Below are 22,355 nucleotides of genomic sequence, written 5' to 3'. Positions count from 1 at the left end.
AAAAGCCATGACAAAACAGAAACTTGTCATCGTCGGCAACGGCATGGCACCCGGGCGGATGCTCGAAAACCTGTTCGAAAAAGACAGGGATGCTTATGACGTCACCATTTTCAATGCAGAGCCGCGGGTCAACTACAACAGGCTGATGCTGTCGCCCGTGCTGTCAGGCGAGAAGTCATACGAAGACATCATCACCCATGGCGACGACTGGTATGCCGAACATGGCGTGACGCTTCACAAGGGAGCCCGGGTTGCCGAGATCGACCGGGACGCCAAAACGGTGACCTCGGAAAACGGCATAACCGCCTCTTACGACAAGCTGGTGATCGCCACGGGATCTTCCCCCTTCATCATTCCGCTTCCTGGCAAGGATCTCGATGGCGTTTTGACCTATCGCGATCTGGACGATGTGGAAAAGATGCTGGATGCGGCCAAACGCGGCGGTCGCGCTGTTGTTATTGGTGGCGGGCTCCTGGGTCTTGAAGCGGCAGCCGGTCTCAAGATGCAGGGCATGGACGTAACCGTTCTGCACCTGATGCCGACCCTGATGGAGCGCCAGCTCGACCCGGCTGCGGGGTTCCTGCTCGAAGCGGAATTCAAACGCCGCGGCATCGACGTGCGCACCAAGGCAAACAGTCATGAAATCCTGGGTGATGATTCAGGCAAGGTGAGGGGCATCCGCCTTGACGACGGCACCGAGATCGAAGCCTCGATCATCGTCATGGCCGTCGGCATCCGCCCGTCGGCCGACCTTGCCAGGGAGGTCGGGCTGGACGTCAATCGCGGTGTGCTGGTTGGCGATGACATGCGCACCAGCGATGCGGACATCTTCTCGCTCGGGGAATGCGTCGAACATCGTGGCATGTGTTACGGGCTTGTCGCGCCGCTTTATGAAATGGCGGGTGTGATTGCCGACAATCTGCTTGGCGCTTCTTCCGAATACACGGGCTCGGTCACCGCGACGAAGCTCAAGGTGACAGGTGTCGATCTCTATTCGGCAGGCGATTTTTCCGAAGGCGACGACCGGGAAGAGATCGTGCTGCGTGATGCGTCGGCCGGCGTCTATAAGCGCATCGTCCTGAAAGACAACAGGATCGTCGGTGCCGTCCTTTACGGAGAGACCTCCGATGGTCCGTGGTTCTTCGACCTCCTCAAAAAAGGTACCGACGTCTCGGACATGCGCGAGACGCTGATCTTTGGTCAGGCTTACCAGGGAGGGTCCCCGCTGGACCCTACGGCGGCCGTTGCAGCCTTGCCGGATGATGCGGAAATCTGCGGCTGCAACGGCGTATGCAAGGGCAAGATCGTTACGACGATCAAGGAGAAGGGTCTGACGACCCTGGACGGTGTTCGGGCCCACACAAAGGCCTCGAACTCCTGCGGCACCTGCACGGGGCTGGTCGAGCAACTGATGCAGGTGACCTTGGGCGATGCCTATAACCCGGCGGCCGTAACGCCGATGTGTGGTTGCACGCACCTGGGCCATGACGAGGTCCGCCGCCTGATTAAGTCCAAGGAGCTGAAATCCATTCCGGCAGTGATGCAGGAACTGGAATGGACCACCTCCGGCGGCTGTGCCAAGTGCCGGCCGGCACTCAACTACTATCTGGTCTCCGACTGGCCGGATGAATATGCGGATGATTACCAGTCCCGTTTCATCAACGAGCGTGTCCACGCCAACATCCAGAAGGACGGCACCTATTCGGTGGTCCCGCGCATGTGGGGCGGGATGACCTCGTCCAAGGAACTGCGGGCGATTGCCGATGTGGTCGACAAGTTCAACATTCCGGCGGTGAAATGCACCGGTGGCCAACGCATCGACATGCTTGGCATCAGGAAGGAAGACCTGCCGGCAGTCTGGGCAGACCTTGGCAAGGCCGGGTTCGTTTCCGGGCAGGCCTACGCCAAGGGTCTGAGAACGGTGAAGACCTGCGTCGGGACGGACTGGTGCCGGTTCGGCACGCAGGATTCCACCGGTCTCGGCATCAAGCTGGAAAAGTTCATGTGGGGCTCCTGGACCCCGGCGAAGTTGAAGATGGCGGTGTCCGGCTGCCCGCGAAACTGCGCGGAAGCCACTTGCAAGGATATCGGCATCATCTGCGTCGACAGCGGTTACGAGATCCACTTCGCCGGAGCTGCCGGTCTCGACATCAAGGGCACGGAAGTTCTGGGCCTAGTGAAGACCGAGGATGAGGCGATCGAGCATGTTGCTGCGCTCACTCAGATGTACCGCGAGCAGGGCCACTACCTGGAGCGGATCTACAAGTGGGCTAAACGCATAGGTCTGGAGGAGATCCGTCGCCAGATCATGGACGATAAGGCGATGCGCGTGGCGTATTTCGACCGTTTCGTCTTCTCCCAGAAATTCGCCCAGGTCGACCCATGGTCGGAGCGTGTCTCCGGCAAGGACAAGCATGAATTCAAGCCGATGGCTGTTCTGACGAAGGAGGCTGCCGAATGACTGCCGACATCCGTAACTGGGTCCATATCGGCACCCTTGAAGACATTCCTAGGGAGGGAGCGCGGTGCGTGAAGAATGGCGACATGACCATCGCCATCTTCCGCACCGCCAAGGACGACGTCTTTGCGCTGGAAGACAAGTGTCCGCACAAGAACGGGCCTCTCAGTCAGGGCATTGTGCATGACGGATGTGTGACCTGCCCGTTGCACAACTGGGTGATCTCCCTGGAAACGGGAGCCGCGCAAGGAGCTGACGAAGGCCGCACGGCAGCTTTCCCCGTCCGGCTGGAGGATGGCCGGATCCTTGTCGACCTTTCCTATTCCCACGAAGCCGTCTGACCGGCCGAGCACTCTCGCGAAAGGAATTCAGATGTCATATGTAACGCCACAGGAATTTGCCACCAAGATGATCGACGCCGGTGAAGCGAAGATCTTCATGTCCACAAAGGACACGCTCATCCGGGCCTATATGGCAGGCGCCATCCTTGCCCTTGCAGCCGCCTTCGCCGTGACCATCGCCGTCAATACCGGCAATTTCCTGGTCGCCTCGATCCTGTTCCCGGTCGGCTTCTGCATGCTCTATCTGCTGGGCTTCGACCTTCTGACGGGCGTGTTCACGCTGGCGCCGCTGGCCGTGATCGCTAAACGTCCGGGCTGCACCTGGGGCGGTGTGTTCCGGAACTGGGGCCTGGTTTTTACCGGCAACTTTGCAGGTGCCCTGACCACGGCGGTCTTCATGGCGATCATCTTCACCATGGGTTTCAGCCAGGAACCGAACGCCGTCGGTCAGAAGATTGGCCAGATCGGTGAAACCCGGACGCTCGGCTATGCCGCCGCCGGCTGGGCGGGGCTGCTGACAGTCTTTGTCCGCGCAGTGATGTGCAACTGGATGGTTTCGACCGGTGTCGTGGCCGCGATGATGTCGAACTCTGTCTCCGGCAAGATCATGGCGATGTGGATGCCGATCCTGGTGTTCTTCTATCTCGGTTTCGAGCACTCCATCGTGAACATGTTCCTGTTCCCGTCCGGCATCATGCTTGGCGGCAACTTCACTTGGTTCGACTACTTTGCCTACAACGAAATTCCGGTTGTTGTCGGCAATCTGGTCGGCGGGCTGACCTTCGTCGGCGGCATGATCTACGCCACCCACTACAAGACGTCGCCATCCCGCAAGGCAGGCTACGAAAAGGCGCCGGTCGCAGCGCCTGCCGAATAAGTGTGACACTCCGCCGTCACTGGCGGCGGAGCGTCTTTTCCCGAGGAGCCTTTTCCCGTGCTGATGCAAGTCCGCCATACCACCTTGAGCGTCGAAACCGGCCAGTATTCGTCTGCCGGACGGAAAGCTCTGAACCAGGACTTTCATGGCGCCATGGTGCCGGACGGCCCGGCCCTGGTGCACAAGGGTATCGCACTTGCTGTCGCGGACGGCATTTCCTCCAGTCCGGTTGCGCATGTCGCAGCAGAAACGGCCGTCAAATCCTTTCTCTCCGATTACTATTGCACCTCTGAAGCCTGGACAGTGAAGACCTCTGCCGTCCGGGTGATCTCTGCCGCCAATTCCTGGCTTTTCAGCCAGACGAAACAGGTCGACGATCTCGACAGGGGCCATGTCTGCACCTTTTCTGCCCTGGTCCTGAAGGGGCGTAAGGCGCATCTCTTCCATGTCGGTGACAGCCGCATCTGGCGTCTTTCCGGCCAGAGCCTGGAACAGCTGACGGAAGACCACACTGTCCGGATTTCCGAACAGGAGAGTTATCTCGGCAGGGCTCTGGGGGTCGGGCAATCTGTCGATATCGATTATACCGTGTTCGATCTTCGTCTGGGCGATCTGTTTGTTCTCACGACGGATGGCGTCCATGGCTTCTTGCGGGCGAAGGACATGGCCGACGCCGTGCTGGCTGGCGAAGCTCTCGATCAGACAGCCAGGACACTTGTCGAAAAGGCGCTGGCTGCAGGCAGCAACGATAATCTGACCGTTCAGATCGTGCGGGTGATCGACATCGCGGAACCCGGTGCAGATGATCTCCTGAACGGGGAAGGCACCTTGCCACCGGCGCCGCTGCCGAAGGTGCCTGGCACCCATGAGGGGTTCCGTTTGATACGCGGCTTGCACGCCACCAGCCGCAGCCACATCTATCTGGCGGAAAATGAAGAAACCGGCGAACCGGTGGCGCTCAAGTTTCCGTCGCTCGATTTACGCGGAGAGGAAGACTATCTGCGCCGGTTCGCGCTGGAGGAGTGGGTTGCACGCCGGATTTCATCGCCGCATGTGTTGAAGGCTTCCACCTATCCGCAGGGCCGTCAGACGCTTTTTCTGGCATCGGAGTTTGTCGAAGGCCAGACGCTTCGCCAGTGGATGATCGACAATCCTCACCCCAGCCTCGAGACCGTGCGCGGGATTCTGGAGCAGGTGGCCAGGGGATTGATGGCCTTCCACCGCAAGGAAATGGTCCATCAGGACCTGCGGCCGGAAAACATCATGATCGACACGTCCGGTACGGTAAAAATCATCGATTTCGGGTCGGTGCGGATCGCCGGCGTGATGGAAGCCGCTCCTTCGCTCGACAAGGGTGAGATCCTGGGCACCCACCAATATACCGCGCCAGAGGTGTTTCTCGGCTACCTCGGGACTGAGTACAGCGACCAGTTTTCGCTCGGTGTGATCGCCTACGAAATGCTGACCGGGCGTTTGCCCTATGGTGCGGCCGTTGCCAGGGCAACCAGTGAGCGGGCACAGGCTGCACTGCGCTATCGCAGTGCGACAGCTGTCACGGAACGGGTTCCGGACTGGGTCGATGGCGCGCTTTGCCGCGCGGTTCATCCCGTGCCGGGCAAGCGCTACGAAGCGCTGAGCGCCTTCCTGGAAGATCTTCGTCGCCCGAACCCGGCCTTCAGTTCAGATCGTTTTGTCCCTCTGGCGGAACGGGATCCGGTCCGCTTCTGGCAGATCGTCTCTGCTGTTCTCGCGGTGCTCTGCGCCATCCTGTTGTTTCAACTCTTCGGCAATTCATAGGAGATTTTCATGACCGCTCTTACCCGTGAAGACGTTACCAGCATGATCCTGTCGGCGAAGCGCCAGGCGGGGCTCACATGGGAAGGCATTGCCGAAGCGATCGGCATGTCGCCTGTCTGGACCCATTCGGCGGCCATGGGCATGAACGCCATGCCGGAAGACAAGGCAAAGGCAATCACGGAGACACTCGGTCTGCCGCAGGAAGCGGCGCTAGTACTGCAGGAGAGCCCAACAAAGATCTGGTCGCAGACCGTGCCGACGGATCCGTGCATCTACCGTCTTTATGAAATCGTCGGTGTCTACGGCCCGACAATCAAGGCTTTGATCCATGAGAAATTCGGCGACGGCATCATGTCGGCCATCGATTTCGACATGTCGGTAACCCGTGTTGAGAACCCCAAGGGAGACCGGGTGAAGATCGAGATGTCGGGCAAATACCTTGGCTACAACGCCTGGTAAATCAAGAACCGGGATTGATGGCATGACCGAACAAGAAAAAACAATCCGGACCACCTGTCCCTATTGCGGTGTCGGCTGCGGCGTCCTCGCGACCCGGCACCCGGACGGGACGGTGACTGTTGCAGGTGACCCCAAGCACCCATCCAATTTCGGCCGGCTGTGTTCCAAGGGGTCGGCCCTTGGAGAAACGCTTTCGCTGGATGACAGACTGCTCTATCCGGAAATCGACGGCGAACGCGCCAACTGGAATGACGCGCTCGATCTTGTCGCGCGCAACTTTCAGGATGCCATTCGGGAATACGGACCAGATAGCGTTGCGTTTTATGTGTCTGGCCAGATCCTGACAGAAGACTATTACGTCGCCAACAAACTGATGAAAGGGTTCATCGGTTCGGCGAATATCGACACCAATTCCCGTCTTTGCATGGCATCTTCCGTTGCCGGGCACCGGAGAGCATTCGGCTCGGACACGGTTCCGGGAACCTATGAAGATCTTGAACTGGCAGATCTTGTAGTGCTGGTCGGCTCCAATCTCGCCTGGTGTCATCCGGTCCTGTTCCAGCGTCTCGAAGCGGCCAAGGCTGCCAACCCGGCGTTGCGGGTGGTCGTAGTGGACCCGCGCAAGACAGCGACCTGCGCCATCGCCGATCTGCATCTGCAATTGAAGCCCGACACGGACGTTGCCCTTTTCAACGGTCTGCTCGCCTTCCTGGCTGAGGCGTCTGTCGTGAATGAAAGCTATGTCAATCGGTTCACGGAAGGCCTTAAAAAGGCTGTCGAAGCTGCAGGACCTTGTGAAATTGGCCAGATAGCCGAAAAGACCGGCCTGTCACGTCAGGATATCGCACTCTTCTACAAGATGTTTGCCCGGACGGAAAAGACGGTCACCGTCTACAGCCAGGGTGTCAACCAGTCAGTCGTCGGGACTGACAAGGTCAATTCCATCGTCAACACACATCTTGCAACAGGACGGATCGGAAAGCCCGGCATGGGCCCTTTTTCCGTCACGGGTCAGCCGAACGCCATGGGCGGCCGGGAAGTCGGCGGACTGGCCAATATGCTCGCCGGCCACATGGCTTTGGAAAATGCCGAGCACCGCGGGATCGTGCAGGATTTCTGGCAAAGCCCGGTCGTGGCTGATCGCTCCGGCTTGAAAGCTGTTGAGCTTTTCAAGGCCGTGCGGGAAGGCCGGATCAAGGCGCTCTGGATCATGGCGACAAGCCCGGTGGACAGTCTGCCGGATGCAGATGGCGTGGCAGAAGCCCTGGAAGCATGTCCTTTTGTTGTCGTTTCGGAAGTAACGCGGGCAGCTGACACGGTTCCTTATGCGAACGTGTTGCTGCCTGCAGCCGCATGGGGTGAAAAGGACGGAACAGTTACCAACTCCGAGCGCCGGATCTCAAGACAGCGTGCGTTCCTGGAGCTTCCCGGTGAGGTTCGCCCCGACTGGTGGCACCTGAGCGAAGTCGCAAGGCGCATGGGCTTTGCCGGGGCCTTTTCCTATGAAGGGGCTGCGGCGATTTTCCGTGAGCATGCGGAGCTTTCGGGCTATCGGAACGAAGGCAGCCGTGATTTCGATATCGGTTCTTATCGGGACGTGTCCGATGCCGATTTCAATGCCATGGAGCCCTTTCAGTGGCCGCAGCCGGCGGGGGCACTACCAACTGATACGAGGTTCTTTGCCGGAGGAGGATTTTATACCGAAAGCGGCAAGGGGCAGTTCGTGCCTGTCGTTTTCAAGGCTCCGCGGCAAACAGAGCGCCGCTATCCGTTCTCCCTGAATACGGGCCGGATCCGCGACCAGTGGCACACCATGACGCGCACCGGCAAGACGCCGCGCCTGACCGCGCATTTCGCCGAACCTTTTGCCGAACTCAATCCGATCGATGCCGAAAAGCTCGGGATCGACCCGGCAGATCTGGTGACGGTCAAAAGCCCTTATGGGGCCGTGGTGGTGCGGGCGCTGCTGACAGACCGGGTCGCCCCGGGAGAAGTCTTCGTGCCGATGCATTGGACCGACCAGCTTGCATCGAAAGCCCGCATCGATGCGGTCATGGCGCCTGAGACAGACCCTCATTCCGGACAGCCGGGATCCAAGTTCACGCCTGTGGCTGTGGCAAAAGCGAAAATGGCCTGGTTCGGTTTTGCCGTCTTGCGCCAGCGACCGGAGAAGATCGCTGCCGACTACTGGGCCCTTGCTCCTGTTCCTGGCGGTTACCGGCTTGAGTTCGCGGCGAAAGCCGATGCGGATTTCGCGGAAATCGCAGCTGCGTTGACCTCGTCCAGCAACGAGACGACCGATATATCGGACGGTGCCGCTGGCTGGAGACGTTTGGCTGAGTGGCGGGACGATGTGCTGCAGGCAGCGTTCTTCTTTTCCGCATCCCCGGTGGAAGTCTCGCGCCAATGGGCTTGCGGGCTGCTGGGTGAGGGGCCCGTTTCGCCGCAGGAGCGGGCACGGGTTCTTGCCGGACGCGTGCCGGCCGACAGGCCTGATCCGGGGGCGCTGGTTTGCTCCTGCTTCCAGATCGGCTGCAACCAGATTGCCGAAGCCGCACGTTGCGGTGCGACGAGTGTCAGCGCAATCGGTGAAACACTGAAAGCCGGCACGAATTGCGGCTCCTGCCGCTCGGAAATCCAGACGCTTCTCGATGAAATTGCAAAGGAAAGCCTCGATGATGCCGACATTGCGCAAGCCAGCTGAGGTAAAGCGCCGGAGCCGTCCGGCACGCGTGGGGGCTCTTGCAAGCCTGCCGCTGTTCTTTCCGCTTGAAGGAAGAAAAGTCCTGCTGGCAGGCGGCACGGAAGCTGCCGCCTGGAAGGCGGAGCTGCTGGCTGCTGCCGGGGCAGACGTACATGTTCACGCACAGGAACTGGAGCCGGCTTTCGAGGCACTTCTTGCGGCCGGCAGCATCAAGGGGCGTTTCATACATCACCGGTCCTGCTGGTCGCAGCAAGACTTAGAGGGCGCAGCCCTTGCGATTGCCGATGCAGAGAGTGACGAAGAAGCCGCAGCGTTTGTTTTGGCCGCGCGGCGCATGGGGGTTCCGGTCAATGTGATCGATAACCCCGCCTATTGCGACTTCCAGTTCGGGTCCATCGTAAACCGGTCACCGGTCGTGATCGGTATCTCGACCAATGGGGTCGCGCCGATTCTTGGCCAGGCGATCCGACGGCGGATCGAGACGCTGATGCCTGAAAGTCTGCAAGGATGGGCGCAGCTGGCGAGCCGGTTGCGGGAAAAGACGCTTTCCCTGCTGGACGCGGGGGCACAGCGGCGCCGATTCTGGGAGCGGATCTCCGATCTTGCCTTCTCGGGCAGTTCGGCGCCTGAAGAGGAAGAGCATCTCGCCGAAGCACTTCTGGAGGATGCGAGGACGTCTGGCGCAGGCAAAGTTACCCTTGTGGGGGCAGGGCCGGGCGATGCCGAATACCTGACACTGAAAGCCGTGCGTGCGCTGCAATCGGCTGATGTCATTCTCTTCGATGATCTGGTCGATGACGCGGTTCTCGAACTTGCGCGTCGAGAAGCCAGGCGGATGCTGGTCGGAAAAAGAGGCGGCCGGCAAAGTTGCCGCCAGGAAGACATCAACGACATGATGGTTTTGCTGGCACGACAGGGCAAACACGTGGTGCGGCTCAAATGCGGAGATCCGATGATCTTCGGCCGTGGTGGAGAGGAACTCGACCGTCTTGCTGCCGAAGGCATCCCGGCAACCGTTGTTCCCGGCATCACTGCAGCCTCTGCCATGGCGGCACGCCTGGGCGTTTCCCTGACACACCGTGACCATGCACAGTCGGTCAGGTTTGTCACCGGCCACTCGCGCAAGGGAGATTTGCCGGAAACCGTAGATTGGGCTGCGCTTACCGACCCGGCCACCACGACCGTTTTCTACATGGGGGCGCGCATGGCCGGCCGTATCAGAGACCGGCTTATTGCCGAAGGCTTGTCCGCTGCGACCCCCGTCGTTGCCGTTTCGGGAATATCCCGTACCGACGAAAAGCGTTGGTCGGGAACGCTGGACGAACTTGAACGCGGTGTCGATTTGCTTGGACTGGAAGGTCCGGTCCTCATCGGAGTGGGGCAGGTCTTTCGGGCAACAGGCCGTCAGATCGGGCAAGGTGAAGGATTTGAATTCAATCAGGTCTTCTCTGTGCGAGGGGAAATAGCCGGAGCTGAAAATCGAGGCATTCGGACACTTGGCAAATCTGCAGCTATTTGATTTGTTTGAGCGGCAAATCAGCTGGTGATCCGAAGCACTGATGAATCGTTCCGAACAAATTTGCGCAGCCCTGCGCAGTGCCATCCTTGAGCGTGCCCTGTTACCGGGCATGAAACTGCCGGAAGATTCGCTGGGTGAGCGTTTCGGGTCGAGCCGGACGATCGTGCGCCAGGCACTGGAACGGCTCGCAGCGGAAGGCCTTGTCGAACTGCGACGGAACAGGGGAGCCGTTGTCGCAACCCCCAGCCTGGAAGAGGCGCGGGATCTGTTTGATCTGCGATGCCAGATCGAAGACCTCGTGGTGTCCCGGCTGAGCGCTGAATTTTCCCAGAAGCACCTTGATGCACTGAATGCGCATCTCGACAAGGAAATTGCCGCTGAAAAGGGACCTGAGCCTGTCTCCATCCGGCTTGCCACGGAATTCCACATTCTCATGGCGCAGCTCACGGAAAGTCCGGTTCTGATCCGCTACGTGGAAGATGTCGGCTATAGATGCGGGTTGACGCTGGCGCTTTACTCACGGCCGCATTCCACTGATTGCGGGATCCAGGAGCACCGGGAAATTATTGATGCTCTTTCCAAGGGCGATGAGGATCGGGCCAGAGATCTCATGCGACACCACCTGGGGGCCGTGGCTGACCGGGCGCTGATCAAGCCCGAAAACAAGGGGCAGGGCATCTATCTCGATGCCCTGGAACCTTACGTTCGCGCGGTTCGAGGAGACGACTAGGCTTCAATGCCCATGCGGGTGAGAATTCGCTCCGCGCTGTCGTTCCAGACATCCATCTTTGTGATCTTGCCGTCATGCACTTCGAACCGGTCGACATACCGGTTGCCTTCGAAGGCGGTTCCGTCCGGCCATTCGCCGTAAAGCGTCCCGACAGAATAGACGACAACCCCGTCCGCCCCGCGGGCAACGTCGAAACGGTCCATCTTCTTCTTCACCCACTTGTACCGCTTCGCGTTAAAGCCGGTCGGACCTGACGGATGGTTGAATACCCGTCCGCCCGTAAACGTGATCGTCACATCGTCGGCAACGTATGTCGCAGCTAGATCCGGATCGGGTTTCATGGAAGCGTCGAGATATTCCCTGACGATCTGCGCTTCCTCGGGAAGGGTGTCCTTGTTTTCGTCCAGCATGGGGCGTCCTTTTCAAAATGGCCTTCCGGAGCATAAATCCTGTCCGGTTTTTTGCATGCAAGTTTTGTATGCAAAGATTGCATGCAATTTAAGCGAAATTCTGATGTCATCGAAGGTCTGTAAAGGCTGAAATTTGGTAAGTAATTGAAATATATAGAGATCAGTAAACTGGCATCTGACTTGCTCTTGATGTGGCGTTCGGACGTGTCGTCCGGAAAACCAGAGGAGCCGTTCATGAAATCCGCTTGCAAATTTCCGAAGGTGACACGCCGCGTCCTGATGTCAGGTGCTGTCGGTCTCGCCCTGGCCACCAGCCTTCCGGCCTTCGCCGCCGATACAATCAAGATCGGCCTTGTTGCCGCGCTCAGCGGTCAGTCTGCCAAGTCCGGACAGGCAATTACACGTGGCCTGACCATCGCGATTGATGAGATCAACGAGAAGGGCGGTGTCCTTGGCAAACCGCTTGAACTTGTAAGCCGCGACGACGAAAGCAACCCGGGCAAGGGGCTTGTCGCCGCACGTGAGCTTGTCCAGCGCGAAGGCGTTGCGGCTCTGATCGGCGGTCTGGACACGCCGGTCTCCTTTGCAATCGTTCCCTTTGCAAACCAGTCAAAGGTGCCTTTTGTCGGCCCGTGGGCTGCAGGCACCGGCATCACCAAGAATGGTGCTGAAGAGAACTACATCTTCCGCGTCTCCGCCGTTGATGAATATGTCGATGAAGCGATCACCGAGTATCTGGTCACCAAATACGGATCCAAGAAACCGGGCATGATCCTCATCAACAACCCATGGGGCGAGTCCAACGAGAAGGGGCTTTTGAAAGCGCTCGAGAAGCGCGGCATGGAGCATGCGGGTATCGAGAAGTTCGAGTCCAACGACGTCGATGTCGTGCCGCAGCTCACGCGCCTCAAGGAAAACGGCGCGGATGGCCTGTTTGTGGTGGCAAACGTTGCCCCGACCGCACAGGTGGTGAAATCGCTCGACCGGATGGGCTGGGACGTTGCCATGGCATCGCACTGGGGCCCGGCAGGCGGACGGTTCACGGAACTGGCCGGCAAGAGCGGCGAGAAGCTCCACTTCATCCAGACCTACCTGTTCCGGGAGGGCGATGCGAAGGGCGAGGCCATGTTCTCGAAGCTTCAGGAAAGCTTTCCCGAAATCAAGACCATGGCCGATGTGACACCCGCAACCGGTATCGCCAATGCCTATGACGCCATGCTTCTGCTGGCTGCTGCCATCGAGAAGGCCGGTTCCACCGATGGTCCGGCTATCCGACAGGCGATGTACGACATCGAGAACGTCGAAGGCCTGATCAAGACCTATACCGACCCGTTCTCGCCGGAGGACCAGGATGCGATCGCGCCTGAAGACTATGTCTTCGCGCAGTTCGTCGAAGGCGAAATCATCCCGATCGAAGATTGATGATGTCACCTCCCGCGGCAGGCCCGCGGGAGGTTTCTTTCCTTTGAATTAGCCCTGATCCCGTCTCACCCGCCAGGACCCACCCATGACCCTCTTGATCGCCGCCCTTGTCACCGGCATTGGCCTTGGAAGCATGTACGGGCTGATCGCGCTCGGCTTTCAGATCACCTATTCCGTTTCTTCCACCGTCAATTTCGCGCAAGGCAGCGTTGTCATGCTGGGCGCGGTTCTGGGTTTTGTCTTTACCGAACGGCTCGGCTTGAACTGGCTGATCGCCTATCCGCTTGCGATCGCCTGCTGCGGCCTTTTTGGCGTGCTTGTTGAAATACTTCTGGTTCGTCCCTTCGTGGAACGCAATTCGGAGGCCTGGCTGATGGCGACCGTCGCGGGCGGCATCTTTCTCGACAACGCCGTTCTCTTCAGCTTCGGCAACGAACCGCGGACATTGTTTTCGCCTTTGGCGCAGACCACGTGGCAGTTCGCCGGCACGGGCATCTATCCGCAGCAACTGCTTATTCCGATTGCCGCCATCGGTGTTGCTCTGGCGCTGCACTTCCTGTTCCGCAAGACCTTGCAGGGCAGGGCGCTGCTTGCCGTCGTCCAGAACAATCAGGCAGCACGGCTCATGGGGATCAACACAACCATGATGGTGTCCGGTTCCTTTGCGATTTCGGCCATGCTTGCCGGATGTGCCGGTCTTTTGATCGCGCCGCTGTTTTCCGTGCATTCGGACATGGGAACTCTCTTTGGGCTCAAGGCCTTCGCGGTGGCAATCCTGGGCGGCATGACATCGGCAGCCGGCGTCATGCTGGCAGGCTTTCTCTATGGGGTGACGGAAGCCCTGGTAACGGCCTACCTGGGCTCATCTTCCACCTACATCGTTGTCTTTGCGCTGATCATCCTTGCACTGACATTGAAGCCGGACGGTCTCTTCGGTCGTCCCGCCGTAAAGAAAGTCTGAGGAAGAGCCGTGCCCTTTCTGAACCAGCGAATTCTTCTCGACAGCGCGTTGCTCGTTCTGACTGTTGCAGCCTGTGCGATGGCCGTGACAAGCGGTGGCTACACGCAGTTCGTCATCGGCCTTGTTGCAATCACGACCATCCTGGGGACAGGTCTCAACGTTCTTTATGGTTTGACTGGTCTGGTCTCACTTGGCCAGGTGGGTTTCTTTGCCATCGGCGCTTATGGTGTGGCGGTGATGACCCTGTCTGGCCTGAGCTTCTGGCTGGCACTGCCCTTGTCCGCACTCGTGGCGGGGATCGCGGGCGTTCTGCTGGCGGTGCCTGCCGTCCGTATGGCGGGGCCGTTCCTGGCAATGGTCACGATTGCCTTCGCGTTCATTGTCGAACACGGCGCAGTGGAATGGCGTTCCCTGACCGGCGGTCAGAATGGCCTCATGGGCTTTCCGATGCCGGAGATCCTGGGCTTTGTGTTCAGCGAGCGGGAACTGGTGGTGCTGGCCATCCTGCTTGCCGGATTGTCTCTCTACCTGTTTCGCCGATTGGCCGAAAGCGGCTGGGGCATGGCAATGACGGGCGTACGCGATGCTGAAACCGCAGCCGCCTCGCTTGGATATCGGCCCTTCGCGGTCAAGGCGGCCGCGTTTGCCATTGCGGCGGCGATGGCCGGGCTTGCGGGCGGTCTGTTTGCGCCGTTGATGATGTTCATCGCGCCGAGCAATTTCCCGTTCTCGCAGTCGATCCTTTTTCTCTTCGCGATCCTGATCGGCGGCGCCGGCACCGTGCTGGGGCCACTCGCCGGTGCGCTGGTAACCGTCCTGCTGCCGGAGTTCCTTTCAGATCTTGCAGAATACCGGCTGCTGTTCTTTGGCGGTTTGCTGGTGGGCGTGCTGCTGATTGCGCCTCGCGGGCTGGTCGGCACGGTGGCGTCTTACATTCCGAAGTCGAGCCGAAGCGTGGCACCGGTTTCTTCCGCAGACATCGAGCAGTTCCTCCAGGGCGGGCTTTCCTCAAGTGCACTGGAAATTGAAGACCTCGGCATTTCGTTCGGCGGCGTTCGGGCAGTCGATGGTGTCAGCTTCCGGATCAAGCCCGGCGAGGTAACATCCATCATCGGTCCGAACGGTGCGGGAAAGACCACCGTCCTCAACATGATAGGCGGGTTCTACCGTCCAACGCAGGGAAAGATCCTGCTTGGAAGCCGGGACCTTGCCGGGCTACCGGCCCATGCGGTTGCTCGATCGGGGATTGCCCGGACCTACCAGACGACCAAACTTTTCGAGAACCTGACGGTGCTTGCAAATGTCGTCTCCGGGCTGGGGCGCGGTGCCTTCGGCGACCCGTGGTCCGACATTCAGTCGCCAGATCGTTTGTCGCTGGCGGCAGGACTGTTGCGATACTGCGGCTATGAAGGGGACTTCGACAAGCGTGCCGGTGACCTGCCACATGTCGACCGCAGGCTGGTGGAGATCGCACGCGCGCTTGCCCTGAAACCTGACATCCTGCTTCTGGATGAACCGGCAGCCGGACTGATGCGTGCCGACAAGGACAAGCTCGCCATGCTGCTGCGGGATATTGCCGACCTGGGGCCTGCAGTTGTGCTCGTTGAACATGACATGGAGCTGGTCATGGGGATTTCGGACCGGATCCAGGCGGTTGACGCCGGCAAGCCTATTGCCTTTGGCACCCCGGCAGAGATCCAGGCAAACGAAACAGTGATTGCAGCCTACCTCGGCACCGGTGGCGCCACGGCCTTCCCGCGCATAAAACCGCTGCATACGGAAGAAACGCCAGTTCTTTCGACACAAAAGCTGACTGCAGGATATGGCGCGGCACCGGTGTTGAAAGAGGTATCACTCAAGGTGCGGCCAGGCGAAATGGTGGCTCTGCTCGGGGCGAATGGTGCAGGAAAATCGACGTTTCTTTCTGCCGTTTCGGGTCTGCACAGGCCGGTCACCGGAAGCATAATCCTGAATGACGAGCAGACACAGGCCATGCAGCCGCATGAACTCGTCGGGCGTGGTCTTGTGCTGGTTCCCGAAGGTCGCCAGGTGTTTCCGGAACTGACAGTGCGCGAGAATATCGAACTGGGTGCCTACAAGAGACATTCGGATGTCAACAGCTCGGAACTGGAAGCTCATCTGAAGCGGTTTCCGCGCCTGCGTGACAGGTTGCACAGCCGCGCAGGGCTTCTTTCGGGCGGTGAGCAGCAGATGATGGCAATTGCCCGCGGTCTCATGGCGAAACCCAAGATCCTGCTCCTGGATGAACCTTCGCTTGGATTGGCTCCGGCGATGGTTGAGGAGCTTTATGCGATCCTTGGCGAGTTGCGGGACGAAGGCATCACCATTCTGCTTGTCGACCAGATGGCGACGCTTGCTCTCGCCGTTGCAGATTACGCCTACGTATTGGAGCAAGGCCGTATCGTGATTGAAGGCAAGGCTGCGGATCTGGCTTCGGACCCGCGGCTGACGGCGGCCTATCTCGGCGCCGCCAATGAACAGGAAACTCGCATGGAGGCGAGGGTATGAGCGGGCTAGTAATCCGGAACGTCCTGCTGGAGGGCGCTGATGCGGCTGTCGATATTGCTGTTAGGGCCGGAAAGATTTCGGCGATAGGAGCCGACCTGCCCACGCGTGCGGAAGAATTGAATGGCAACGGCGTTCTCCTGGTGCCGGGATTCGTCGAGAGCCATCTTCATCTCGACAAAGCCTGCATTCTCGACCGCTGTCGGAACGAGACAGGTACGCTGGAAGGAGCGATCTCGTCAGTTGCGGAGGCAAAGAAAGGGTTTTCGGAAGACGACGTCTACGACCGTGGTCGAAAGGTTCTCGAAAAGGCCATTACCCAGGGCACCAACGCCATCCGGACGCATGTGGAGATTGATCCGGGCATCGGCCTGACGGGGTTTCACGCCATTCAGCGGCTGAAGCAGGATTTCGCCTGGGCGCTGGACCTGCAGATATGTGTCTTTCCGCAAGAAGGGCTGATCAACAACCCGGGTACTGCCGAATTGCTGGAAGAGGCGCTCACCGCCGGAGCGGACCTGCTGGGCGGGTGTCCCTATACGGACAGCGATCCGAATGGCCAGATTGCCTGTCTGTTCGAAATGGCCGAACGCCATGATGTCGATCTCGATTTCCATCTGGATTTCGATCTCGATCCATCCTGGCGTCATCTTGATGAAATCGCTCGCCAGACAGTCGCCTTCGGCTGGCAGGGAAGGGTCGCGATCGGCCATGTCACCAAGCTGTCGGCCCTTTCCCGAAAGGACCTTCTGGAGGCGGTGCAAATACTGAAAAGCGCTGAAATCGCGCTTACCGTCCTGCCGTCGACGGATCTGTTTCTGATGGGGCGTGGCAGCGAAAGCCTGGTGCCACGCGGGGTCGCGCCGGCGCATGTCTTTCATGAACACGGCGTTTGCTGCACGGTCGCAACAAACAACGTGCTTAATCCCTTCACGCCCTATGGCGACTGTTCCTTGCCGCGCATGGCAAATCTTTATGCCAATGTTCACCAGCTCGGATCAGCGGAAGACCTGAAGGCTTGTTTTGACATGGTAACGGCTGCACCACGGCGGCTGATCAACAAGGCTCACCGGATCGAAGTCGGCGAAGCGGCCACCTTCGTGGCGCTGCCGGCCGTGAGCGGACATCAGATCGTTTCGGAAATCATCCGGCCGGTCTGGGGGATGAAGAATGGAAAATTCACCTTCGAGCAGGCTCCGGCCAGGTTGATGGGCCCATTTGCAGCGCAAGGCCGGACTGAGGAAAGGCGAGCGGCTCTTGTGCCCTAGCTGCTCGTGGACGAGACCGCTTGCGCCGTCGTGCTGCCGCGTGTGCGCATGGCGGCACGTTCCTTCATGTATTTTTCCGCCTCGATCATATGACCACGCATGATCATGCGGCAGAGTTCGGCATCACCCGATTTTATCGCCCGCAGCAACTGCACCTGATAGTGCAGTCCCGTTTCGCGCAGGGCGGGGTTCGGTTCCTTGTAGATCGAACGGCAGACCGTCATGTCGCGTAGCAGGCTGAGCAGGAAGGAACATGTGAAGGCCAGGATCGGGTTCTTGCAGTGCCGGGCCAGTTCTTCGTGAAAATCAAGCTCGGCCAGGCGCTGCGAATATTCTTCTTCCGCCGTCTTCGGCTCGTCCTCGTAAAGCCGGATGCAGCCCTGCAAGGCCTGAAAACCTTCGTCTGTCAGTGTTCCGGCAACCGAGGCGGCAAGTTCCGGCTCAAGCTGTTTCCGGAGTGTGTAGATGTCGGCAATCGTCGGCTGGTCGAACAGGAACAGATTGTCCAGCATGCGGATGGCTTCACCTGGCTCCACCGATGCGACGAAGACACCGCCGCCCGGGCCGCTGCGCGTTGAAATCAACCCCTGGAACTCCAGTACCTTCAAAGCCTCACGCAGTGAACCACGTGACACCCTGACCGTTTCCGGCTGAAGCCATTCGGCGGGAATCCTGTCACCGGGGCGCAGACCGGCTTCGACGATCTGTTCGCGGATCTGCTGGGCAACCATGTCGGGCCGCCGCAGGCGTTTCCGTGTCTTGGGATCTGTCGCTCCTTCGGGAATTCTCATGACCGGTTAAACTGCATTGCCTTGTTTTTTGGGGAGCCTATGCCTTCCCGAGTGGGTGATAGCAAGCCGCAACGTGATTGTTGCCGCCTTTGGCCTCGTCTGGTGACGGTTTGCCGGCAACGCAGATATCCGTGCGGTGCGCACAGCGCGCGGCAAAGGCGCAGCCTTCAGGGGGATTGTAGGGATCCGGCAATTCGGCAGAGGCGTCTTCCGACATCAGGTCGTGCCGCCCGGGGGCGGGCGCGGAGCGCATTAGAAGATCCGTATAGGGATGTAGCGGTTTGCGGAAGATTTCTCTGGCTGGACCCAGTTCGGCCATCCGGCCGAAGTACATCACCGCCACGCGGTCGCTGACACTTTCCACCACTGAAAGATCGTGGCTGATGAAGATGTAGGTGAGGCCGAAGTCGTCCTTCAGCTTGTCCAGCAGGTTCAACACCTGGGCTTGCACCGACACATCGAGGGCAGACACGGGCTCATCAAGCACGATCAGCTCCGGCCCGGCCGCAAGGGCCCGCGCAATGCCGATCCGCTGCGCCTGGCCGCCGGAGAATTCATGCGGGTAGCGTTCCAGGAACTCCGGCGCCAGGTTGACCGCCTGCAGCAGCTCGGCAAGGCGCTTCTCGCGACCATCGGAATTCAGGTTTGTCAGGTGCTTGAGCGGCGCTTCCAGGATGGTCCTGATGGTCTTGCGCGGATTGAGCGAGGCAACCGGATCCTGAAAGACATATTGAACCTTGCGGGCGAGAGCGTTGCGGTCCTTTTTTGCCAGTGCCGCAAGATCCTCGCCGTTGAAGGTGATCGAGCCGGAAGTCGGCAGATCGAGACCGACGACGAGGCGCGCGAGGGTGGACTTGCCGCAGCCCGACTCTCCGACGACACCGAGGGTCTCTCCCTTCTTTACGTCGAGACTGAGACCCTGAACCGCGTGCACGGCGGGAAAATGACCGCCAAAGAGCTTCCGACCGCCGCCGAAAATGCGCTCGACACCCTGAATGGTCAGAAGGGCTTCGCTGTCCATGTGGTTCTGGCTTATCTCGTTCATGCGGTCGCTCCGGAATTCAGCGGAAAGAGGCAGCGCACACCGCGGGTTTCGGAAGACATCTCAAGGTTGATCTCACCGGTCCGGCAGGAGGTCTGTGCATGCGGACACCGTTCGGCGAAGGCACAACCGTCCGGCAGGTTGTTGACCACGGGCGGGCGGCCCTCGATTGCATCCAGACGACGGTCCGGTTCGCCCAGAACCGGCACGCATTCGATCAGCTTGGCGGTGTAGGGATGACGCGGATTCGCCAGAACCTCCTCCGTCGTTCCCGTTTCAACGATCCGGCCCGCATACATCACCGCAACACGGTCACAAAGGGCGGAGACAACGCCGAAATCATGGGTGATGAACAGGATTGCAGCGTTCCGTTCGCGGCGCAGGCCGTTCATCAGCGTCAGGATTTGCGATTGCACGGTGACGTCGAGCGCGGTGGTCGGCTCGTCCGCAATCAGCACCTTGGCATCGTTGGCGAGCGCCATGGCAATGCAGACCCTTTGGCGCATGCCACCGGAAAGCTCGTGCGGGTAGGCGGACAATCGTTCCTTCGCATTCGGGATCCGCACAAGCGAAAGCAGTTCAACGGCCTTTTCCCGTGCTTTCGAGCCGGACATGGGCTGGTGGGTGGTTATCGCTTCCGTCAACTGATCACCAACGGTGAAGAGCGGGTGCAGCGTCGACAGCGGATCCTGGAAGACATAGGCAACCGAGCCGCCTCTGAGGTCCCGGATACGCCGGTCGCTTGCCGCAAAAAGATCTTCGCCGTCGAGATAGGCGGCACCGCCTGCAATCCGGCCGGGCGGTGTCGGCACAAGGCCCATGATGGACATGGCCGTTACCGACTTGCCGGATCCGGATTCTCCGACCACGCCCAGGCATTCGCCCTCTTTCAGGTTCAGATCAACACCGCCGACTGCCTTGTAAACGGAGCTGCCGATCTGGAATTCGGTGCGCATCTGACGGACATCCAGCACACCGCCCTTTTCCGAAGGCGCGGGGATCTCGTCGGGCTTGCGATGCACCGCTGTTCGAGAGACCGGCCGGGTGAGGGACCCGGCACGCAGGCGCGGGTCGAGGATATCGCGAACACCGTCGCCGAAGAGGTTGATACTCATGACCAGCGCAAAGATCATCAGTCCCGGAATGATGGAGACATGCGGCGCGGTAAAGAGGATCTTTCTGCCTTCACCCAGCATGGAGCCAAGGTCTGCCTGTGGCGGCTGGGCCCCCAGGCCGAGGAAAGACAGGCCGGCCGTTTCCAGGATCATCCAGCCGACGGTCGTCGACATGGTGATGACGATCACCGGCAAGACGTTGGGCAGAATTTCCAGAAACAGGATTTGTACCGGTGATTTGCCGGACAGCCGTGCTGCGTCAACAAACTCTCTTCGGGATAGCCCGAGTGTGATACCGCGAATGTTGCGGGCAAAGAACGGTATGTTGACGAGCGCGATGGCGTAAAGCGCGTTGAGCAGCCCAGGGCCGAGCACGGCGACAATGGCCAGTGCCAACAGAATGTAGGGAAACGCCATCACCATATCGATGCCGCGCATGATCAGAGTGTCCGTTCGCCCGCCTGCGTATCCGGCGACCAGTCCCAGAAGCGAGCCGAAGAAGGCAGCGATTATTGTTGCCGACAGACCGACGGCAAGCGATATGCGTGTCCCCCAGATCAGCCGCGAAAGGATGTCCCTGCCCAAGTGATCGGTGCCAAGCAGGTGTCCTTCGGTAAGGACCGGCAGAAGACGGTCTGCCGGGGCGGTAACGTCCGGGTTCGCCAGCGGCAGGATCGGCGCTGCCAGCGCGATAAGACAGATCAGCACCAGAACGACAAGGCCGCTGGTTGCCAGCGAATTGTTGAGCAGCAGCGCAAGTGTCCCCGGGCGCGAGGACTTTGCCTTCTCCTTGGAAGGGGCGCTCATGGTCGTGTCACTCATCAGCGCAACCTCGGATCAAGAATGGTCTGCACCACGTCTGCGAGCAGATTGAAGAGAACATAGGCGGCGGCGACCACCAGAACCCCGCCCTGGACCAGCAGCAGATCGCGGGTGGAAATGGCGGTCACGAGCATGGATCCGATGCCCGGCCACTGGAACACCGTCTCGATATAGACAGCACCGCCGATGACAAAGCCGGCCTGGATGCCGATGACCGGCACCACGCCGACGAGGGCCGACTTGAATGCGTGCTTGTAGATGACCTTGCGTTCCGACAGGCCCTTGGCGCGGGCGGTGCGGATATAGTCCTGACGCAGCACTTCCAGCATGGCGGTGCGTGTCAACCGGGCGATGACGCCGGTCGCGACGACCGAAAGCGTCAGCGCGGGCAGGGTGAGGTGATGGATCAGGTCGGGCAAGTCGCCGCCACCGTAGATCGCGTACATGCCGGACGCCGGAAACAGGCGCAGATTGACGGCAAACACCAGGATCAGCAGCAGGCCGAGCCAGAAAGACGGGGTCGAGATACCGATCAGAACGAGCAGCGTGATGATCTTGTCCGCCCAGCCGTACTGACGGACGGCGGAAACAATACCGGCAAGAAGGCCGAAGATCGAGCACAGGATGAGCGAGGTCCCGGCCAGAATGAGGGTCGCTGAAAAGCGCTCCATCACTTCATCCAGCACCGGACGATTGAGCGTGTAGGAGCGGCCGAGATCACCCTGGAACAGGTTGCCGATCCAGATGACGTATTGCTCGAACAGGGTTTTGTCGAGGCCGAGATCGCGGTTGAGCTTGGCGACATTTTCCGGTGTCGCGTAGGAGCCGAGAATGGCAGTTGCCGGGTCTCCCGGGATCATCGCCATGATCAGGAAGACGATGATCGTCAGCCCGAACAGGACCGGGATGGCAGCCAGCAGACGCTTGGCGATATAGGAAGCCAATGGTCTCTCCCTCTTTCTGAGTGCGGCCGGCCATTTCCTGAAGCCTTGCCGCCTCCGCAACCTCATCCTGAGGAGCGCATTTATGCGCGTCTCGAAGGATGGGCGGCACACTCCGGAGCAAGTGGCCCATCCTTCGAGACAGCGCCTTGCGCTTCCTCAGGATGAGGGA

General features: G+C 59.8%; 17 protein-coding genes. 12 read left to right on the top strand and 5 right to left on the bottom strand.

Translation table 11 applies throughout. The features are described 5' to 3' along the window. Window positions 1-7: 7 nt before the first annotated feature. The 8 genes from nirB to Q666_RS48420 all read left to right on the top strand — a co-directional run bounded on the left by nirB (window position 8) and on the right by Q666_RS48420 (window position 10,885). A complete protein-coding gene (gene nirB, locus Q666_RS48455) occupies window positions 8-2,461 on the top strand; it encodes a nitrite reductase large subunit NirB (protein ID WP_023014523.1) in 2,454 nt (817 codons plus the stop codon). After that, complete coding sequence (gene nirD, locus Q666_RS48450) at window positions 2,458-2,799, top strand: nitrite reductase small subunit NirD (protein ID WP_023001123.1); 342 nt, start codon at window positions 2,458-2,460, stop codon at window positions 2,797-2,799. The genes nirB and nirD overlap by 4 nt, the downstream gene beginning before the upstream one ends. Window positions 2,800-2,830: 31 nt before the next feature. Next, window positions 2,831-3,676, top strand: a complete 846-nt coding sequence (locus tag Q666_RS48445) for a formate/nitrite transporter family protein (protein ID WP_023001124.1) — start codon at window positions 2,831-2,833, stop codon at window positions 3,674-3,676. A gap of 63 nt (window positions 3,677-3,739) precedes the next feature. After that, window positions 3,740-5,473: a bifunctional protein-serine/threonine kinase/phosphatase gene (locus Q666_RS48440; RefSeq protein ID WP_023001125.1), complete on the top strand. Its 1,734-nt coding sequence runs from the start codon at window positions 3,740-3,742 to the stop codon at window positions 5,471-5,473. Window positions 5,474-5,482: 9 nt separating this feature from the next. Next, complete coding sequence (gene cynS / locus Q666_RS48435) at window positions 5,483-5,932, top strand: cyanase (RefSeq protein ID WP_023001126.1); 450 nt, start codon at window positions 5,483-5,485, stop codon at window positions 5,930-5,932. A gap of 22 nt (window positions 5,933-5,954) precedes the next feature. After that, window positions 5,955-8,636 carry a nitrate reductase gene (locus tag Q666_RS48430; protein ID WP_023001127.1) on the top strand — a complete coding sequence of 894 codons (2,682 nt, stop codon included), beginning with the start codon at window positions 5,955-5,957 and terminating at the stop codon, window positions 8,634-8,636. Then, window positions 8,611-10,155 (top strand): siroheme synthase CysG, encoded by a 1,545-nt coding sequence (gene cysG, locus Q666_RS48425; protein WP_051990131.1) that lies wholly within the window; start codon window positions 8,611-8,613, stop codon window positions 10,153-10,155. Before Q666_RS48430 ends, cysG begins: the two co-directional genes overlap by 26 nt. Window positions 10,156-10,195: 40 nt before the next feature. Next, window positions 10,196-10,885 carry a GntR family transcriptional regulator gene (locus tag Q666_RS48420; protein ID WP_023001129.1) on the top strand — a complete coding sequence of 230 codons (690 nt, stop codon included), beginning with the start codon at window positions 10,196-10,198 and terminating at the stop codon, window positions 10,883-10,885. Here the strand turns inward: Q666_RS48420 and Q666_RS48415 are convergent. Continuing rightward, window positions 10,882-11,295, bottom strand: a complete 414-nt coding sequence (locus Q666_RS48415) for a nuclear transport factor 2 family protein (RefSeq protein ID WP_023001130.1) — start codon at window positions 11,293-11,295, stop codon at window positions 10,882-10,884. The genes Q666_RS48420 and Q666_RS48415 overlap by 4 nt on opposite strands. Window positions 11,296-11,529: 234 nt before the next feature. Between Q666_RS48415 and Q666_RS48410 the strand changes: the two genes are divergently transcribed. The 4 genes from Q666_RS48410 (at window position 11,530) to Q666_RS48395 (ending at window position 17,472) form a co-directional block, all read left to right on the top strand. Beyond that, window positions 11,530-12,717: an ABC transporter substrate-binding protein gene (locus tag Q666_RS48410; RefSeq protein ID WP_031269330.1), complete on the top strand. Its 1,188-nt coding sequence runs from the start codon at window positions 11,530-11,532 to the stop codon at window positions 12,715-12,717. An 85-nt stretch (window positions 12,718-12,802) separates the two neighbouring features. Further along, complete coding sequence (locus Q666_RS48405; RefSeq protein ID WP_023001132.1) at window positions 12,803-13,678, top strand: branched-chain amino acid ABC transporter permease; 876 nt, start codon at window positions 12,803-12,805, stop codon at window positions 13,676-13,678. Window positions 13,679-13,756: 78 nt separating this feature from the next. Continuing rightward, complete coding sequence (locus tag Q666_RS48400; protein WP_081713288.1) at window positions 13,757-16,207, top strand: branched-chain amino acid ABC transporter ATP-binding protein/permease; 2,451 nt, start codon at window positions 13,757-13,759, stop codon at window positions 16,205-16,207. Then, on the top strand, window positions 16,204-17,472 hold the full coding sequence (locus Q666_RS48395; protein WP_023001134.1) for an amidohydrolase family protein: 1,269 nt from the start codon (window positions 16,204-16,206) through the stop codon (window positions 17,470-17,472). The genes Q666_RS48400 and Q666_RS48395 overlap by 4 nt, the downstream gene beginning before the upstream one ends. On the opposite strand, the gene Q666_RS48390 is transcribed toward Q666_RS48395, so the two are convergent. From Q666_RS48390 to Q666_RS48375, 4 genes are read right to left on the bottom strand one after another with little or no spacing between them, the layout of a single operon-like run. Further along, on the bottom strand, window positions 17,469-18,263 hold the full coding sequence (locus Q666_RS48390) for an FCD domain-containing protein (RefSeq protein ID WP_023001135.1): 795 nt from the start codon (window positions 18,261-18,263) through the stop codon (window positions 17,469-17,471). The genes Q666_RS48395 and Q666_RS48390 overlap by 4 nt on opposite strands. 37 nt (window positions 18,264-18,300) lie before the next feature. Beyond that, window positions 18,301-19,308, bottom strand: coding sequence for an oligopeptide/dipeptide ABC transporter ATP-binding protein (locus tag Q666_RS48385; protein ID WP_023001136.1), 1,008 nt, complete (start codon window positions 19,306-19,308; stop codon window positions 18,301-18,303). After that, complete coding sequence (locus Q666_RS48380; RefSeq protein WP_023001137.1) at window positions 19,305-21,242, bottom strand: dipeptide/oligopeptide/nickel ABC transporter permease/ATP-binding protein; 1,938 nt, start codon at window positions 21,240-21,242, stop codon at window positions 19,305-19,307. The genes Q666_RS48385 and Q666_RS48380 overlap by 4 nt, the downstream gene beginning before the upstream one ends. After that, on the bottom strand, window positions 21,242-22,186 hold the full coding sequence (locus Q666_RS48375; RefSeq protein WP_023001138.1) for an ABC transporter permease: 945 nt from the start codon (window positions 22,184-22,186) through the stop codon (window positions 21,242-21,244). Before Q666_RS48375 ends, Q666_RS48380 begins: the two co-directional genes overlap by 1 nt. Window positions 22,187-22,355: the final 169 nt, after the last annotated feature.

The sequence above is a fragment of the Labrenzia sp. C1B70 genome (assembly GCF_000475395.1).
GTDB lineage: Bacteria > Pseudomonadota > Alphaproteobacteria > Rhizobiales > Stappiaceae > Roseibium > Roseibium algicola.
This window is presented reverse-complemented; position numbering and strand designations above follow the sequence as displayed.

What these genes read in the sequence shown, in the direction of transcription:
- Q666_RS48380 (WP_023001137.1), bottom strand. Translation starts at nt 21,242, where the DNA reads ATGAGTGACACGACCATGAGCGCCCCTTCCAAGGAGAAGGCAAAGTCC.
- cynS (WP_023001126.1), top strand. Translation starts at nt 5,483, where the DNA reads ATGACCGCTCTTACCCGTGAAGACGTTACCAGCATGATCCTGTCGGCG.
- cysG (WP_051990131.1), top strand. Translation starts at nt 8,611, where the DNA reads ATGCCGACATTGCGCAAGCCAGCTGAGGTAAAGCGCCGGAGCCGTCCG.
- Q666_RS48405 (WP_023001132.1), top strand. Translation starts at nt 12,803, where the DNA reads ATGACCCTCTTGATCGCCGCCCTTGTCACCGGCATTGGCCTTGGAAGC.
- Q666_RS48410 (WP_031269330.1), top strand. Translation starts at nt 11,530, where the DNA reads ATGAAATCCGCTTGCAAATTTCCGAAGGTGACACGCCGCGTCCTGATG.
- Q666_RS48445 (WP_023001124.1), top strand. Translation starts at nt 2,831, where the DNA reads ATGTCATATGTAACGCCACAGGAATTTGCCACCAAGATGATCGACGCC.
- Q666_RS48385 (WP_023001136.1), bottom strand. Translation starts at nt 19,308, where the DNA reads ATGAACGAGATAAGCCAGAACCACATGGACAGCGAAGCCCTTCTGACC.
- Q666_RS48440 (WP_023001125.1), top strand. Translation starts at nt 3,740, where the DNA reads ATGCAAGTCCGCCATACCACCTTGAGCGTCGAAACCGGCCAGTATTCG.
- Q666_RS48390 (WP_023001135.1), bottom strand. Translation starts at nt 18,263, where the DNA reads ATGAGAATTCCCGAAGGAGCGACAGATCCCAAGACACGGAAACGCCTG.
- Q666_RS48415 (WP_023001130.1), bottom strand. Translation starts at nt 11,295, where the DNA reads ATGCTGGACGAAAACAAGGACACCCTTCCCGAGGAAGCGCAGATCGTC.
- nirD (WP_023001123.1), top strand. Translation starts at nt 2,458, where the DNA reads ATGACTGCCGACATCCGTAACTGGGTCCATATCGGCACCCTTGAAGAC.
- nirB (WP_023014523.1), top strand. Translation starts at nt 8, where the DNA reads ATGACAAAACAGAAACTTGTCATCGTCGGCAACGGCATGGCACCCGGG.
- Q666_RS48430 (WP_023001127.1), top strand. Translation starts at nt 5,955, where the DNA reads ATGACCGAACAAGAAAAAACAATCCGGACCACCTGTCCCTATTGCGGT.
- Q666_RS48420 (WP_023001129.1), top strand. Translation starts at nt 10,196, where the DNA reads ATGAATCGTTCCGAACAAATTTGCGCAGCCCTGCGCAGTGCCATCCTT.
- Q666_RS48395 (WP_023001134.1), top strand. Translation starts at nt 16,204, where the DNA reads ATGAGCGGGCTAGTAATCCGGAACGTCCTGCTGGAGGGCGCTGATGCG.
- Q666_RS48400 (WP_081713288.1), top strand. Translation starts at nt 13,757, where the DNA reads ATGGCCGTGACAAGCGGTGGCTACACGCAGTTCGTCATCGGCCTTGTT.